Below are 15,691 nucleotides of genomic sequence, written 5' to 3' on the forward strand. Positions count from 1 at the left end.
ATAAAATAGAGGCTGCACCAAATAACTGGTACAACCTCTACGAAATTATTCTGCTTTCATTAAATTTGGAGCTTTTTTCATAGTCCATCCATAAGCTAGGGCAAAGCAACCAAGTAAAATAATTGCACCTAATATGAATGGTGAAGATAGCTTCCATTCAAGTAAAACCCCTGCTAGAGCAGGTCCAATCATATTTCCTAAGCTCATATAGGCATTGTTCATCCCAGCAGCGAAGCCTTGATCATTTCCAGCAAATTTTGAAATTAACGTGTTAACAGCTGGTCGAATAAAGACAGTGGCAATTTGGAATAGCGTTGTCACGAGAATGATAACAAAGAAACCGCCAATAAAGATCATGAGTACCATCGTAATCGCGGCTGCAATTAAGTTGACTAAAATCACTTTCATTTCACCGTATTTTCTAAACAACTTATCAATAATAAACACCTGCAGAATAACACCTGCAAGACCACCAATAATAATGACGATGGCGATATCAGTAGGAGAGTAATCAAATTTGATCGTTAAAAACATGGATAATGTAGATTGGAAATTAGCAATTCCGAAACTAAATGTAAAGACAACGATTAGAAAAACAAAATACGGTGTTTTTACTGAGCGTACAAGTTGTTTGAATAGATTTTCGCGTTTACCACTTGTCGCTTCGGTAACTTCCGGCTTAATGTTAGGTAGGACAATAATTGAGATAACAGATGCAGCTAATGCAACAGCTCCTGCTAAATAGAATGGGAAATGTAAGTTGACATTGGCTAATAATCCACCAAGTCCAGGTCCAATCATGAACCCAAGTGAAATGGCTGCACCAATCATGCCCATTCCTTTACCACGTTCTTCTAAAGTCGTAATATCCGCTACGTACGCCATCACTGGAGGCATAATAAACGCAGCACCTAATCCACTTAAAAATCGTCCAAGGAATAACATCCATATATCAGTAGCTAAACCAAAAAGAATTTGTGATAGTCCATAAATGATTAACCCAGTAACAATGAATATTTTTCTACCATAGCGATCTGACAAATCACCGGCAATCGGTGAGAAGATAAATTGTGCCAAAGCAAAAATGGCGATTAAATAACCATATACTTGGCCACCCACGCCAAAAATTTCTAAATAAGAGGGTAATACTGGAATGATAATCCCAATACCACCCATTGTAATGAACATATTAAACATTAAAATGCCTAAAGCTAACTTTTTCTTTTTTTCAGACATTCAAGTTCTCCTTCCCATAAATTCCCCGACATATCTTTTGAATTCGTATTTCATAGCTTACCATATTGTATATGGATAAACTACAAAAAAGTCGTAGTTTCCAAGAGTAAGGTAGAAAGGTGCATGGAAGAAAATTATTTTACTTTTGATCATAAAAAAACTAACCTAAAAGAGAGAATACTTTCATTTTTCAGGAAGTTTAGGGAAGGGGAGGGATTGAATGGTTGAAGCAATAAAATCAGGGGATAAAACGGTGTATCCTTTCATTTTTCCAATCAATTACGGTGCGATGACATCTATAAATTATTTTTTATATGACGATGGCAAGTCGCTTACGTTAATTGATGGAGGGATTCAGAGCATAGAAAATGAAAAATATTTTTTTACTATGTTACAACATCATAATCTTTCAATTCACGATATTGATCAAATTTATTTAACGCACCACCATGAAGATCACATCGGGGTAGTCAATCGGGTACTATCAGACAAAAAAGTTCCCATCTACGCCCACCATTTAGCACTTCCACGATTATATTTTGAAGAACAGTATTTACGGAATAAAAAAGAGTTCTTTCAAAAGATTTATACAGAATATGGTTGTATCCACCTAGCAGGAAATCGCTTTGAAAAAATGGAGCAAACGTATCGAAATCGTGAAAAACTAAAATTAAAAGCAGATATTATACCACTCTATGATGGGGATTCCATTGGTGGTATGACAGTAATTGAAGTTCCGGGGCATTCGCCAGATTCCATAATTTTTTATAACGATGCGACGAAATGGCAATTTGCTGGTGACTTAGTTTTAGAAAATACGCCGACAAATGCATTAATTGATTATGATGAAAATTTAAACCTTTTACCATCAGTCCTGCAATATGAAAATTCTTTAAAGAAAAGTTTGGAATTACCAACGACTTGGATATTCCCGGGACATCAAAATCCGTTTCAAAATCATAAAGTAGAAATTGAAAAGAAACTTCAACGTCTAAAAAGAAAAGAATCGAGAATTGTGGAAACAGTAGAGAAGGGGTACCAGACTACATTGGAGATTGCAGAGGCGCTGTATCACAAGCGGGTGGAAAGAGAATTTTTGTTTATTATGTCAGAGGTTATTGGCTACTTAGACTATGCAATAAGCAAAGGAAAATTAGAAAAGACGATGCGAAATGGGCAGTGGCATTTTACGAAAATTGAAGAAAACGAGCAATGACTAGGAACGTCAAAGCTCGTTTTTATGTTTTCCGCCAAATTGCTAAAAATATCCGCCAAAAAGAGCGATTTATCCGCCAAAATTAAGTAGAAATCCGCCAAAATTTCAACTATTTCCGCCAACTGCTTTTACTGTCGGAGCTGGGCGAGCGTCTTCCGCTTTTCTAACGTATACTCATTTTAAATTCTAAAAAGTATTCATTGTATTTGCCTAGCCATTCAAGACCGAGGTTTTCGTATACTTCGAGTTTGTCGCGTAATGCCTCACTTGGATAAAACCGTTCATCTTCAATTACTTCAGGGTCCATTAAATCCATTGCTGCGCGGTTGGGTGTTGAATATCCAACGTAATCATTGTTTTGAGCAGAGTTTTTTGCATCTAGCATAAAGTTAATAAAGGCATGGGCCCCATCAATGTTTGCGGCTGTTTTTGGAATGACAAAGCTATCAAACCATAAATTAGATCCTTCTTCCGGTACGGCAAAGTCTAAATCTTCATTTTCCCACATCATATCTTGTGCTTGCCCAGACCATGTGAGGGCAACGGTTGCTTCATTATTAATCATTAAAGGGGTAATTTCGTCCCCAATGATCGCTTTCACATTTGGCGATAATGTAATTAATTTATCCGTTGCTTGGCGAAGGAGTTGTTCATCTTTTGCGTTAAGTGATTCGCCTAATGAATTTAACCCCATCCCCATCACTTCGCGGGCACCGTCTACTAAAAAGACTTTTCCTTTTAGGGAAGGGTCCCATAAATCTTTCCAAGTTGTAAATGTTAAATGATCTGCTACTTTCGTTGGATTAAACACAATGCCAACTGTTCCCCAAAAATAAGGGACTGTATATTTGTTGCCAGGATCAAAAGCTAAATCTAAAAAGTATGGGTCGATATTTTGTAAGTTTGGTAACTTCGAATGATCTAGTGGGATCAGTAAATCTTCTTCTTTCATCATCTCTACCGTGTACTCAGAAGGAACGGCGATATCATAGGCAGATCCACCTTGTTGAACTTTGGTCATCATAGCTTCATTCGAATCGAACGTTTCATATACGACTTTAATGCCTGTTTCTTCTGTAAATTGTTTTACTAAATCTGGGTCAATATATTCTCCCCAGTTGAAGACGGTAATGGTATCTTTATTGCCTTTTGACCCGGCTGATTCAAGTCGATCTGCTGCGAAAAAAAGAAGGGCACAAACGACTAGGATGGCGATCACAGCTTGCATTAATGATTTCATCGTCGTACCTCCCCGTTTTTAAGTTTTGCGCGATTATTAAAGTAATAATAACCAATAACTACAAGGACAGTTACAAGGAACACAAGGCCAGATATTGCATTAATTGTGAGTGTAATTCCAGCACGAGCCATCGAATAGATTTCTACCGATAATGTGGAAAATCCATTTCCTGTAACGAAAAAAGTTACGGCAAAATCATCTAAAGAATACGTTAGTGCTAAAAAGAATCCAGCAAAAATTCCTGGTTGGATATACGGGAGAATGACTCTTGTTAAGACATCCTTTTTTGATGCGCCTAAATCACGGGCAGCATCAATTAGTGAAGTGTTCATTTCTAATAATTTTGGTAAAACCATTAAGACAACAATTGGAACACTAAAGGCAACGTGGGAAACGAGGACAGATGCAAATCCAAGTTTGACCCCAATCATCGTAAATAAAATTAAAAAGCTTGCACCGATTACAACGTCAGGACTAACAATTAAAACATTATTTAACGATAGTAGAGTATTGCGCATTTTTTTATCTTTGATTGAAACAATCCCAATCGCTCCTAACGTTCCAATGACTGTCGCAATTAATCCAGATAGTAAGGCAATGATGACTGTATTAATTAGGATGACAATGAGTCTTGAATCTTCAAAAACTGCTTTGTAGTGTTCGAGTGTAAAGGATTCAAATTCATTCATTGAACCGCCGCTATTAAATGAGTAGTAAATAAGATAGAAAATAGGCGCATATAAAATGAAGAAAACGATGACTAGATAAAGTCTTGAACCAATGGATAATTTTCTCATCGTATACGGCCTCCTTTCTTTTGACCCCCCGTTACTGACATGATGACTACCATGATGATAATTAAGAATACGGCTATGGTTGAACCCATTCCCCAATTTTGTGATACAAGGAATTGTTGTTCAATCGCTGTACCAAGCGTGATGACTTGGTTTCCTGCGATTAAACGTGTAATCATGAAGAGGGAAAGGGCGGGGATAAACGTTACTTGGATTCCTGATTTCACCCCATCAATCGTTAGGGGGAAAATGACCCGTCGAAATGTGGTAAAGCTTGACGCCCCTAAATCACGAGCAGCATACACTAAAGTTGGGTTTAATTTATCCAACGAGTTAAATATTGGAATAATCATAAATGGAATAAAAATGTAAACTGATACGAAAATAAAACTAAAATCTGTAAATAAAATTTGTTGTGGTTCTAAGCCAAAAACTTCTACAATTGCATTAATTGGTCCATATAATCCGAAAAGACCAATGAAAGCATACGTTTTTAATAGTAGGTTAATCCAAGATGGAATAATAATAAGCATTAACCATAGATGCTTATGTGTTGTTTTTGTTAAAAAATAAGCAGTTGGATATGCGATTAAAAGAGTGAATGCAGTAATTAAAAATGCATACCAGAAACTTGTTAATGTCATTTTTAAATAAACTGGTGTGAAGAATGCTTGGTAATTTTCTAAGGTGAAATTTCCTTTTAAATCTAACATGGAATAATAAACGACAAGGGCAATCGGTGCGATTACAAATAGAGCAATCCAAATTACATATGGGAGTAGAGACCCTTTTGATGCTTTATTAAACATTATCTTCTTCTCCGTAAGATTCAAGTCGTTTATCAAATTCTTCTTCTGTTTCGTTCAGTCTCATGACATGAATTGCTTCTGGTTCAAAATTTAAACCGATTTGTGCACCGACATCTGCTTTTTTTAAGGAATGGATTAACCATTCATTGCCATCTTGATCATAAGTAGATAGTTCGTAATGGACACCGCGGAACAGTTGCGTATCTAAGGTTACTATGAGTTTTCCTTTATCTATAGACGTAATTTCTAAATCTTCTGGTCGAATGACAATATCCACTTTTTCATTGGGCTTCATTCCTTGGTCAACGCATTCAAAGGTTTTCCCAGTAAATTGCACTTGAAAGTCGTCTATCATAACACCATCAACAATATTAGATTCGCCAATAAAGTCCGCAACGAAGCGATTAATAGGTTCATCATAAATATCTACAGGTGTTCCGGATTGTTGAATTTCACCATCATTAATGACGAAAATTTCATCGGACATCGCGAGCGCTTCTTCTTGGTCATGGGTAACAAATACAAAAGTTTTTCCTAAATTTTGTTGTAATTCACGAAGCTCATATTGCATTTCTGAGCGTAATTTTAAATCAAGAGCGCTAAGTGGTTCATCTAGCAAAATCACCTCTGGATCATTAACGATTGCACGAGCGATTGCCACCCGTTGACGTTGACCACCAGACATTTCCGAAATTTCACGATTCTCATACCCAGATAAATTAACAAATTTTAAAGCTTCGAAAACTCGCTCTTTAATTTCGCTTTCTTTTAACTTCTTAATTCGTAGTCCAAAGGCAACATTTTCAAATACATTTAAATGGGGAAAAAGCGCATAGTCTTGGAATACGGTATTCACTTGGCGTTCGTTTGCTGGTACATTGTTAATTTTTTTATCATTAAAATAAACAGAACCGTTTGATGGGGAGGTAAACCCAGCTATGATTCGAAGTATAGTCGTTTTACCACAACCAGATGGACCAAGTAATGTGTAAAACTTACCCCGCTCCAACTCAAAATTGATATTTTTTAAGACAGTTGTTCCGTCATCATAGGACTTTGACACATTTTCGAATCGAATAATTGTCTCGCTCATTTTCTAACCTCCTAATTATAAATAAGATTCTGTTGCGACTAACAACACCCTCGTTACACCATCATTGGCATTATAAATTTGATGGTTATGACTTGCTTCGTAATAAACGGAATTGCCTTTAATTGCGATATATTCTTGATTTCCTAAAACGACACGAATTCTTCCTTCTAGTACATAAATAAAAGTTTCCGCAACGGAAGGCTCAAATTGTTTATACTCGCCACCTTCTTCAAGTGTTATAATGACAGGCTCCATTTCTTTTTCATTTGAAGTAGGAATTAACCATTGCAATCGATATTTTTTTTCATCATCAAAATGAATGGTTTGATCATCCTCGTTGTAGACAACTTGTTGATCTTCTAAAGAATCATCAAAGAAATCTTTTGGTTTTGTACCGAGTACTTCCAATATAGAAAATAGTGTTTCGATCGAAGGGGAGTTTAAATCTCGTTCTAATTGAGAAATGTACCCTTTTGTTAAATCTGTTCTTTCGCCTAATTCTTCTTGTGTTAATCCCTTTTTAATACGTAATGCTTTAATTTTTGCTCCAATTTGCATGTATGGTCTCCTTTAGTTTACTATATATAAACTTTAAGTATATAAGTTTACTTTAACGAAACTTTATGTTTACAATTGACGATACCATTATACTGAAGTCTTTAAAGAAAGCAATAAAAATGTTAAAAAAACATTTTTCATTGTAAAACGTATAAATAAATAAGAAAAAACCAATAAATAAATTTGACAATTTTTTGTCGATTATAAAAGTTATAATTTAAGAATGAGACCAAATTATTGAAAAAAATTTTGTCGTTTGTTATCGTAAAGTTGTAGAAACATCTAAAATGATGGAATAATGAAACGAAATGAAGGAGAGATAAATATGGCAGAACGTATGGTAGGGAAACAAGCACCTAGCTTTGAAATGGAAGCAGTATTAGCTGATAAATCTTTCGGTAAAGTATCTTTAGAAGAAAACATGAAAAATGATAAATGGACAGTTTTATTCTTCTATCCAATGGACTTCACTTTTGTATGTCCAACAGAAATTACAGCAATGTCTGATCGTTATGATGAATTTGAAGATTTAGATGCTGAAGTTATCGGGGTTTCAACTGATACAATCCACACGCACTTAGCATGGATTAACACAGAGCGTACTAAAAATGGTTTAGGTCAATTAAAATACCCATTAGCTGCAGATACAAACCACACTGTATCAAAAGAATATGGTGTATTAATTGAAGAAGAAGGTATTGCTCTTCGTGGATTATTCATCATCAACCCAGAAGGCGAATTACAGTACCAAACTGTATTCCACAACAACATTGGCCGTGATGTAGATGAAACATTACGTGTACTTCAAGCGCTTCAAACTGGTGGATTATGCCCAGCGAACTGGCGCCCAGGTCAAGCAACTCTTTAATATTAACGTTATTAGAAAAGTAAATCCCCACAAATAGCAGTGGGGATTTTTACTTATCAAGGAGGAAATAAAATGAAATTACGTTCACCGATGCCTGAATTAGAAGGCGCAACAAAGTGGTTAAATGGTCAAGTATCAAAACAAGATTTAGTCGGCGAAAAACCAACATTAATTCACTTTTGGTCTGTTAGTTGCCATTTATGTAAAGAGGCAATGCCAGATGTAAACAACTTCCGTGACCAATACAAAGAAGAGCTAAATGTAATCGCGGTTCATATGCCACGCTCTGAAGAAGATACAGACTTAGACCAAATTGAAAAAGTAGCAGCTCAATTTGATATTTTTCAACCGATCTTTGTAGATAACGACATGAAATTGACAGATGCATTTGAAAATCAATACGTACCAGCTTATTATGTATTCGATAAATCAGGCGTATTACGTCATTTCCAAGCTGGTGGCAGCGGAATGAAAATGTTAGAAAAACGTGTTAACCGTGTATTAGACGAAGTTCGTAACGAACAACAATAATGCAATAAGAACGTGAGGGGTTTTGTTACCCTCGCGTTTTTATTTTGTCTAAATAAATCAATGCACAAAGTAAGCTTATAAATAAAAGTTATAACAACTATTAAAATTATCAAATATTTTTATTAACAATACATCGATATAATGAGGATAGATTTAACAATAAATTCCAAACCAAGGAGATGGTAGTAATGTCCAATAAAGTAAAGGATCAGTGGAATGCTGCATTATACGACCAAAGTCATTCATTTGTATCGAAATTCGGAAGTAATATTGTTGAGTTATTAAACGCATCAGTAGGCGAAGAAATTTTAGACCTTGGTTGTGGGACAGGAGATATAGCAAATCAATTATTTAATAAAGGCGTTCATATTTTAGGAATTGATAAATCGGAAAATATGGTTTCTGCTGCAAAAGAAAAATATCCCCACATCCCATTTAAAGTAGAAGATGCAACAGAAATTGATTATGATCGACAGTTCGACGCCGTTTTCTCAAATGCCACTTTACATTGGGTAAAAAATCCGAGTAAGGCTCTAGCAAGTATCTACAAAGGTTTAAAAAGAGGTGGACGATTTGTTGCTGAATTTGGTGGGAAAGGGAATGTGGCCATCATTACCAATGAAATAGTTCAGCAAATGCAACAAACAGGCTTTGAATTTGAGGAAGAAAGATTCCCTTGGTTTTATCCAAGTATTGCTGAATATACAACGTTAATGGAGAAAGCAGGATTTCGTGTTATTTTCGCGCAGCATATTGATCGCCCAACACCATTAGAAGGAGAAGATGGATTGAAAAATTGGATAACGATGTTTGGAATGGATTTGTTAAAAGGAATTGATGAAGAGATGAAAAATCAAATCATAACGAATGTAGAAAATGCTTTAAAACCAATCCTGTATAAAGATAGTGGCTGGGAAGCGGATTATAAAAGAATTAGAGTAATTGGTATAAAAGAGTAAAAGAGGCCAAATAATCAAAGTTTGTACAAACATAATGAGTACGTTAAAATAGTACCAAATAGTTTGGTGCGGAGGATATTATGAAAAAGGAATTTGTAGTAATTGGTCTTGGGAGATTTGGAGGAAGTATTGTTAGGGAGCTTGTTCGACTAGGTGCGGATGTATTAGCAATCGATTCTTCAACAGAACGTGTCGATGAGTTTGCAAAAATTGCAACACAAGCTGTGATTGCAGATACTTCAGATGAAGAAGTGATTAAAACGCTTGGCATACGAAATTTTGAACATGTGATTGTTGCAATTGGCGAGAATATCCAAGCAAGTATCTTAACAACGATCATATTAAAAGAATTAGGGGTTCAACAAATTACGGTCAAGGCACAAAACGATTATCATGCAAAAGTATTACGAAAAATTGGGGCCGATAATGTTGTTCATCCAGAGCGTGATATGGGCATTCGAATTGCAAATAATATGATGTCGAATAACGTGCTGGATTACTTAGAACTTTCGGATGAACATTCCATTATGGAGATTAAAGCGAATGATCGAATCGCAGGCTATTCTCTGATTGATTTAGATATTCGTGCGAAATATGGAATCAACATTGTCGGCATTAAACGAGGAGAAAGTATTATAATTTCTCCAGCTGCAGAAGATAAAATTTTGTTAGGCGATATTTTATTAGTGATTGGTGCAGATGTGGATATTAATCGATTTGTTAAAAAGGCGATGAGCTAATAAATAGAGAAATCTCAATGTAACAATAAGTAGGTGAGTTTCTCAAGGTTATTCATTTTTGTTGTTGGTATAGGCAGATATTAGAAGGGGAGGGGCTATCCAGAAAGTATTACACTTTCTGGATAGCTATGCTTCTAATGATATAATTTTGCTGAAAATTTGTGCTCCTGCGGTAGTAACAATAAATTGCCACTATCCTCGTCGCAAGGGGGCGTTCGAAAATCACTTCGGACGCCCCTTTCTTTACTTTTGCTAAAGCTCTCGTTACTTCAATGACATATATTTAGGGTATTCTGTAACTTCCTAAGCCGGATTCCAAGCTATTTCCCACAAATGTTCGTCTGGGTCTTGGAAGTATCCACAGTATCCTCCCAAAAGGTATCCTGTACTGGAACTATAGTTATTGCACCGGCCCTCTTTGCCTGTTCCGTTACCCCCATTGACCTCTTCTTTACTTCCAACATTATGACCAATTGTAAATTCAGTTGGGCTTATTCCTCCAGTAAAATAATATTAGTATTACTCAATTTGACGTATCTAATTATGACTCTTTTAGTTAATGGGAGTCCACTAACTAAAAGGGATACTATCCAAAATGAATCGTTGAGGGAATAATAATATAAATTTTATTGGATTTTATAATTATTTCCCCCAACTTTTGCATCCTTTTTGCGATCATTATCGCCTATTAAGTACAAAAAGAAGCAAGGAGGTGTTCCTACATTGGAACTTAATGACATTATGAAAAGGATACGAAAAGGAGAAGACGAGGCGTTTGCTGAACTTGTTCACCCTCATATCGAAAGGGCATATCGGACAAGTTACAGTCTTCTCGGATCGAAGGAACTTGCTGAGGAAGTTGTCCAGAACAGTATGTTAGAAGCGTACCGGTATATAAAAGATGGAAAGGGAATCCAATTTTTCCCCACCTGGTTTAGTCGCCTCGTTTCTCATCGTTCGATTGATATGATGAGGAAAATCGGAAGACTGAAGGAAAGTGAGCTCGAAACCAAACATCATGGACATACCTCAGGAGCCATGGATGAAGCGATTATAAACGAAACGAGGTCTGAAATTGAAATGAGTATACATAGCCTCGAAAACAGTGACTATCGGAACGTCCTCCTCCTCTATTATTATCAGGAACATACCGTACAAGAAGTAGCTGAAATGCTCTGTCTCAACCCATCTACAGTGAAAAGCCATCTGAGGCGGGCACGGATTGCTCTAAAGGAAAGATTAATGAAAAATCTAGCTATGGGGGTGAACTAACTATGAAAGTTGATAATTTGTTGAAAAAGGGCATCGAAAAAGATATGGAACAAATCAAGGCTCCATTGTCTCTATACACTTTCGCAGAAAATATTAAGGAAGAAAATATGAAAATGGCTATGTCTGTTAAGGTAACGAACAACGCTAAAAAGAAGAAAAAGAGGAACTTCAAATTTATCAGTGCGGCTATCGTCGGAATCGGAATCTTAACTGGAAGTGCCTTTCTCAACCCGTCCATGGCGGAAATGGCATCCAAGATACCGTACCTCGGACAAGTATTTAAGCAAAAGCCGGCTACCCAAGTGATGTACGAAAGACTTCTAAATGAAAACTATCAGGATATCGGTATCACCGAAACTCCTGGTGACGTGGTAAATTATGAGGTCCGTATTAAGGGAGCGACTGAAGAAGTGAATCGTGAAAGAGAGAATATCACTTCAATCGTCGAGAGTATCCTAGAAAGTCGCGGTTATGACAACTATAAAATCACAGTTAAAGCCAATAGGTCAGAATATATACCTCTTACGGAAGAAGAGAAGAAAATGACAGAACTAGCTAGCATCCTTGAAAAGGAACTGAAGTTGAAAGGTTATGACATTATTGGAGCGAACCCATTCGATTCGGAAATAGAAATTCGTATCCCTGCAACGGAAATGCGGGTGGAAGAAATCAAAGCGGATACATTTGAAATTGCTAAAATGAACGGAATCAACAAATCTGTGAAACTTGACATTATTGACACCGAGGTTTCGGCACGCCAAAACCAATGGATGAATTATCTTAGTAGTATCGGTGAAGGACTCGCTTCTAAAAAGGAATTTAAAGTGACTAACTACGGATTCAGCTATAAAAATCAAAAGATGAAAATTTTCATCTATACGAGCATGAATCAAAACGATTCATTCGCTAAAGAGACGGTCGTTAAAATTAAAAAGGAAATTCAATCTTTCTTATCTAGTGAAGAGGTGAGGAATTCAATCATTGGGGAAGAAACATATGAGCTTCACATCACCGATAAAAAAAAGCAGGATTTCCAATTTTAATAGCAAAGAAGCGATCAATTTGTCCGTTTTTCTTTGGTTTTACTATCAGAATATTTAGCGCATTTCATAGATGTATATTAAGAAGGTGAAGAAAGCGATTCGTTTTCTTTACCTCTTTTTTTGTGAATTTCAGAGATCCAAAGGGAACTAGTAATGAAATTCTATTATCGGGCGAAGTTTGGCTAAAATTTAGATGAATTTGACTAATAATTAGTCGGATTTGGCTAATATTCTGTTCAATTTGACTAATATAGAGTAAATAAAAGTAGTTTTGTATACAATTTTATAGTTTCTCTACAATAAAAGAACCACCTCCAATGAATTTCGGAGGTGGTTCTTAACTCGCCGTCTTATTATACTTCCATAATAATCGGAAGAATCATTGGGCGACGTTTTGTTTTTTCAAATAAATATGGACCTAAAACATCAGTAATTTCATTTTTCAATTCAGTCCATTGTGTAGACTTTTCTTGAATCATATTATTTAAATGAACGTTTAACACTTTTTGTGCTTCATTAATTAACGTTCCTGATTCACGCATATAGACAAAGCCTCGTGAAATAATGTCTGGCCCCGCTACTAGCTTTTGCTTCTTCATATCGACACTCACCACTACAATGACAAGCCCTTCTTCAGAGAGAATGCGTCTGTCGCGTAGAACGATATTGCCTATGTCGCCAATTCCACTACCATCAATGTATACATCGCCAGAAGGAATTCGCCCGGCAACATGTGCTTCGTTAGGACTTAAAGCTAATACGTCGCCATTTTCCATAACAAATGTATTTTCTGGTAATACATCACAATCAACGGCAAGATTCGTATGCATTTTTAACATACGGTATTCACCATGAATTGGCATGAAGAATTTTGGTTTAATCAGTCGAAGCATTAACTTTTGTTCTTCTTGTGAGCCGTGACCCGATGTATGAATATTATTTAATGAACCAGAGATTACTTCTGCACCTGCACGGAACAATAGGTTAATAATTTTATTAACGCTCATTGTATTTCCAGGGATTGGGGAAGATGAAAATACAACTGTATCGCCTGGTTGAATTTGAATTTGACGGTGAGTTCCGTTTGCAATACGTGATAGGGCTGCCATTGGTTCACCTTGAGAGCCTGTACATAAAATCATGACTTCATTTGCTGGAAGACGATTAATTGTTTGTGCATCAACAAATGTTTCTTTCGGTGCAGTAATGTAGCCTAATTCTCGTCCGATTGAAATGGCATTGTCCATTGAACGGCCAAACACAGCAATTTTTCTACCGTGTTGTGCAGCTGCATCTGTTACTTGTTGTAGTCGGTGAATATTGGATGCGAATGTAGCAAAAATAATACGACCTTCTACTTTCCGTAAAATATCATGGATGCTTTCACCAACTTTACGTTCAGACATTGTAAAGTTTGGTACTTCAGAATTTGTACTGTCCGATAACAAACAAAGAACACCGTCTCGGCCGATTTCTGCCATCTTTGTTAAATTCGCTGGTTCACCCACAGGAGTAAAATCAAATTTAAAGTCTCCTGTATGTACGATATTACCAGGAGGAGTTTTTACAACTATTCCATAAGCATCTGGAATACTATGGGTTGTACGGAAGAAACTAACGGACGTTTTTCTGAATTTAATCACGTCATCTTCTTGGATTTCGATTAATTTTGTTGTGCGCAATAAGCCATGTTCATCCAGCTTATTTCTTAATAATCCAAGAGCAAGTTTCCCGCCATATACTGGGATATTTACTTGTCGCAGAAGATATGGAATCCCACCAATATGGTCTTCATGTCCGTGCGTAATAAATAAACCTTTAATTTTGTCTGCATTTCGTACTAAATATGTGTAATCCGGAATTACATAATCGATCCCTAATAGGTCGTCTTCCGGAAATTTAATTCCAGCATCAATGACAATAATTTCATCCTGGAATTGAACTGCGTATGTGTTTTTACCGATTTCGCCTAGTCCGCCAAGTGCGAAAACAGCTGCTTGATCATTTTTAACGAACTTCATATTCGCTTATGCATTCTCCAAACGGAAGTTCGGGCTGTTTTTTTCGTATTCTAAATAGTTACCCTCAAGTAATTGAATATATTCAATATTAAGGTTTCTGTCTTTAAGATATTGGCGGACTTCTCTTTCAGAAGATGCTTCTAAATAAAGACTTTTCGTATTTTCGCGAACTGGTACTTCATTAGCATTTTCTTGATAATAAACTTTGTAAATCATGATTTCTCTCCTTTAATTACGTACATTATCGTGCAATCATAATTTTTCCACTTAATGTGAAACTATTCAATATGATGCATTTCCTTTATCTTATCATGCAAGTCCTTTAAAATAAAGAAAAGCCCTCCAATTTGAAGGGCTTAAGCAATTGATTTTTTTCTGAGGATGCCATTTAATCGTTTCAAAATTCTCTTTTTGAGTCGTTTTAACATGGCACATCACTCCTTAATAAAAATATACTAACTATTTGTCTATATGTAAAGTGTTTTCCATTTACATGTAAATATGCGTAGAAAGGAAGAGAAGGGATGAAAAACTCGATTTTATTTTTTGATGTAGATGGCACATTATATAACAGTGAGAAAAAAATTCCACCCCGAGCAAAAGAAGCACTGAAACAAGCACGATTAAATGGTTACGAAATTGCTATTGCAACAGGTAGAGCTCCTTTTATGATTCAATCAATTTTAGAAGAATTAGAGATCGATACATATGTAACGTTTAACGGACAATATGTCGTGTATAAGGGGGAAGTTGTATTTACAGATAGTGTGGATCAAAATTATTTATCGGAAATTATTGAATTTGGTCATAAACGAAATCATCCGGTTGTTTTTATTGATGATCAGAAGATGATTGCTTCAGTTGAGGAGGATGATTTTATACAAAAAAGTTTAACTACTTTAAAATACCCATATCCAACGATTAATCCATTATTTTATAGAGAAAATGCTGTTTATCAAACGCTGATTTTTATGGAAGAGAAGGATGAAGCTTTATACAGTGAGACCTTTGCTGATGTGAAATTTGTGCGTTGGCATCCATTTTCTTGCGATATTCTCCCAAAAGAAGGTTCCAAGGCGCGGGGGATTCAAAAATTATTACAGAAGATGAACATCCCGATTGAAAATACTTTTGCATTTGGTGATGGGTTAAATGATATTGAAATGTTGCAAGCAGTAGGTACGGGTGTTGCGATGGGAAATGGTCACGAAAAGGCGAAAGAAGTGGCAGATGTCATTGCTGGTCATGTGGATGAAGATGGGTTAGCTAAAATTATGAAAGAATTAAACATTATCTAATTCCTTACTATAG

16 protein-coding genes and 1 pseudogene are annotated in these 15,691 nt (G+C 36.0%); 8 read left to right on the plus strand and 9 right to left on the minus strand.

The genetic code is table 11. The features are described 5' to 3' along the window. Positions 1–45: 45 nt before the first annotated feature. Positions 46–1,236, minus strand: coding sequence for an MFS transporter (locus EK386_RS11000; protein ID WP_126659220.1), 1,191 nt, complete (start codon positions 1,234–1,236; stop codon positions 46–48). Positions 1,237–1,456: 220 nt separating this feature from the next. On the opposite strand from EK386_RS11000, the gene EK386_RS11005 reads away from it, so the two are divergent. Then, on the plus strand, positions 1,457–2,452 hold the full coding sequence (locus tag EK386_RS11005) for an MBL fold metallo-hydrolase (protein WP_126659221.1): 996 nt from the start codon (positions 1,457–1,459) through the stop codon (positions 2,450–2,452). A 163-nt stretch (positions 2,453–2,615) separates the two neighbouring features. Here the strand turns inward: EK386_RS11005 and EK386_RS11010 are convergent, their stop codons facing one another. The 5 genes from EK386_RS11010 to EK386_RS11030 are packed head-to-tail and all read right to left on the minus strand — an operon-like array spanning position 2,616 to position 6,946. Beyond that, positions 2,616–3,692 (minus strand): ABC transporter substrate-binding protein, encoded by a 1,077-nt coding sequence (locus EK386_RS11010; protein ID WP_126659222.1) that lies wholly within the window; start codon positions 3,690–3,692, stop codon positions 2,616–2,618. Further along, on the minus strand, positions 3,689–4,489 hold the full coding sequence (locus tag EK386_RS11015; RefSeq protein ID WP_126659223.1) for an ABC transporter permease: 801 nt from the start codon (positions 4,487–4,489) through the stop codon (positions 3,689–3,691). The genes EK386_RS11010 and EK386_RS11015 overlap by 4 nt, the downstream gene beginning before the upstream one ends. Further along, a complete protein-coding gene (locus EK386_RS11020) occupies positions 4,486–5,295 on the minus strand; it encodes an ABC transporter permease (RefSeq protein WP_126659224.1) in 810 nt (269 codons plus the stop codon). Before EK386_RS11020 ends, EK386_RS11015 begins: the two co-directional genes overlap by 4 nt. Continuing rightward, the gene (locus EK386_RS11025; protein ID WP_126659225.1) at positions 5,288–6,388 is read right to left on the minus strand and encodes an ABC transporter ATP-binding protein; all 1,101 of its coding nucleotides are present in this window, start codon (positions 6,386–6,388) and stop codon (positions 5,288–5,290) included. The genes EK386_RS11020 and EK386_RS11025 overlap by 8 nt, the downstream gene beginning before the upstream one ends. Positions 6,389–6,403: 15 nt before the next feature. Beyond that, entirely contained in the window at positions 6,404–6,946 is a 543-nt protein-coding gene (locus EK386_RS11030; protein WP_126659226.1) for a helix-turn-helix domain-containing protein, read from the minus strand. A gap of 325 nt (positions 6,947–7,271) precedes the next feature. On the opposite strand from EK386_RS11030, the gene EK386_RS11035 reads away from it, so the two are divergent. From EK386_RS11035 to EK386_RS11050, 4 genes are all read left to right on the plus strand, one after another. After that, positions 7,272–7,814, plus strand: a complete 543-nt coding sequence (locus EK386_RS11035) for a peroxiredoxin (RefSeq protein ID WP_126659227.1) — start codon at positions 7,272–7,274, stop codon at positions 7,812–7,814. Positions 7,815–7,886: 72 nt separating this feature from the next. After that, positions 7,887–8,345, plus strand: a complete 459-nt coding sequence (locus EK386_RS11040; protein WP_126659228.1) for a TlpA family protein disulfide reductase — start codon at positions 7,887–7,889, stop codon at positions 8,343–8,345. Positions 8,346–8,533: 188 nt separating this feature from the next. Next, entirely contained in the window at positions 8,534–9,304 is a 771-nt protein-coding gene (locus EK386_RS11045; protein WP_246027649.1) for a class I SAM-dependent methyltransferase, read from the plus strand. An 80-nt stretch (positions 9,305–9,384) separates the two neighbouring features. Continuing rightward, positions 9,385–10,044, plus strand: coding sequence for a potassium channel family protein (locus tag EK386_RS11050; protein WP_126659230.1), 660 nt, complete (start codon positions 9,385–9,387; stop codon positions 10,042–10,044). A gap of 303 nt (positions 10,045–10,347) precedes the next feature. Here EK386_RS11050 and EK386_RS20445 read toward each other — a convergent pair. Continuing rightward, positions 10,348–10,536 (minus strand): annotated as a pseudogene (locus EK386_RS20445) (VOC family protein); the annotation flags it as partial. Positions 10,537–10,767: 231 nt separating this feature from the next. Between EK386_RS20445 and EK386_RS11060 the strand changes: the two are divergent. Beyond that, positions 10,768–11,316 carry an RNA polymerase sigma factor gene (locus EK386_RS11060; RefSeq protein WP_126659231.1) on the plus strand — a complete coding sequence of 183 codons (549 nt, stop codon included), beginning with the start codon at positions 10,768–10,770 and terminating at the stop codon, positions 11,314–11,316. 2 nt (positions 11,317–11,318) lie between these two features. Next, on the plus strand, positions 11,319–12,359 hold the full coding sequence (locus EK386_RS11065) for a DUF4179 domain-containing protein (protein WP_126659232.1): 1,041 nt from the start codon (positions 11,319–11,321) through the stop codon (positions 12,357–12,359). A gap of 353 nt (positions 12,360–12,712) precedes the next feature. Here the strand turns inward: EK386_RS11065 and rnjA are convergent, their stop codons facing one another. Both rnjA and EK386_RS11075 read right to left on the minus strand, forming a co-directional pair. Then, on the minus strand, positions 12,713–14,380 hold the full coding sequence (gene rnjA, locus EK386_RS11070; RefSeq protein ID WP_126659233.1) for a ribonuclease J1: 1,668 nt from the start codon (positions 14,378–14,380) through the stop codon (positions 12,713–12,715). Positions 14,381–14,386: 6 nt separating this feature from the next. Next, on the minus strand, positions 14,387–14,596 hold the full coding sequence (locus tag EK386_RS11075; protein ID WP_126659234.1) for a DNA-dependent RNA polymerase subunit epsilon: 210 nt from the start codon (positions 14,594–14,596) through the stop codon (positions 14,387–14,389). A gap of 308 nt (positions 14,597–14,904) precedes the next feature. On the opposite strand from EK386_RS11075, the gene EK386_RS11080 reads away from it, so the two are divergent. Next, complete coding sequence (locus EK386_RS11080; RefSeq protein WP_126659235.1) at positions 14,905–15,678, plus strand: Cof-type HAD-IIB family hydrolase; 774 nt, start codon at positions 14,905–14,907, stop codon at positions 15,676–15,678. Positions 15,679–15,691 lie beyond the last annotated feature (13 nt).

It is taken from the genome of Lysinibacillus antri, from assembly GCF_003977595.1.
GTDB lineage: Bacteria > Bacillota > Bacilli > Bacillales_A > Planococcaceae > Ureibacillus > Ureibacillus antri.

What these genes read in the sequence shown, in the direction of transcription:
- EK386_RS11080 (WP_126659235.1), top strand. Translation starts at nt 14,905, where the DNA reads ATGAAAAACTCGATTTTATTTTTTGATGTAGATGGCACATTATATAAC.
- EK386_RS11005 (WP_126659221.1), top strand. Translation starts at nt 1,457, where the DNA reads ATGGTTGAAGCAATAAAATCAGGGGATAAAACGGTGTATCCTTTCATT.
- EK386_RS11040 (WP_126659228.1), top strand. Translation starts at nt 7,887, where the DNA reads ATGAAATTACGTTCACCGATGCCTGAATTAGAAGGCGCAACAAAGTGG.
- rnjA (WP_126659233.1), bottom strand. Translation starts at nt 14,380, where the DNA reads ATGAAGTTCGTTAAAAATGATCAAGCAGCTGTTTTCGCACTTGGCGGA.
- EK386_RS11075 (WP_126659234.1), bottom strand. Translation starts at nt 14,596, where the DNA reads ATGATTTACAAAGTTTATTATCAAGAAAATGCTAATGAAGTACCAGTT.
- EK386_RS11065 (WP_126659232.1), top strand. Translation starts at nt 11,319, where the DNA reads ATGAAAGTTGATAATTTGTTGAAAAAGGGCATCGAAAAAGATATGGAA.
- EK386_RS11035 (WP_126659227.1), top strand. Translation starts at nt 7,272, where the DNA reads ATGGCAGAACGTATGGTAGGGAAACAAGCACCTAGCTTTGAAATGGAA.
- EK386_RS11000 (WP_126659220.1), bottom strand. Translation starts at nt 1,236, where the DNA reads ATGTCTGAAAAAAAGAAAAAGTTAGCTTTAGGCATTTTAATGTTTAAT.
- EK386_RS11010 (WP_126659222.1), bottom strand. Translation starts at nt 3,692, where the DNA reads ATGAAATCATTAATGCAAGCTGTGATCGCCATCCTAGTCGTTTGTGCC.
- EK386_RS11050 (WP_126659230.1), top strand. Translation starts at nt 9,385, where the DNA reads ATGAAAAAGGAATTTGTAGTAATTGGTCTTGGGAGATTTGGAGGAAGT.
- EK386_RS11020 (WP_126659224.1), bottom strand. Translation starts at nt 5,295, where the DNA reads ATGTTTAATAAAGCATCAAAAGGGTCTCTACTCCCATATGTAATTTGG.
- EK386_RS11025 (WP_126659225.1), bottom strand. Translation starts at nt 6,388, where the DNA reads ATGAGCGAGACAATTATTCGATTCGAAAATGTGTCAAAGTCCTATGAT.
- EK386_RS11015 (WP_126659223.1), bottom strand. Translation starts at nt 4,489, where the DNA reads ATGAGAAAATTATCCATTGGTTCAAGACTTTATCTAGTCATCGTTTTC.
- EK386_RS11030 (WP_126659226.1), bottom strand. Translation starts at nt 6,946, where the DNA reads ATGCAAATTGGAGCAAAAATTAAAGCATTACGTATTAAAAAGGGATTA.
- EK386_RS11045 (WP_246027649.1), top strand. Translation starts at nt 8,534, where the DNA reads ATGTCCAATAAAGTAAAGGATCAGTGGAATGCTGCATTATACGACCAA.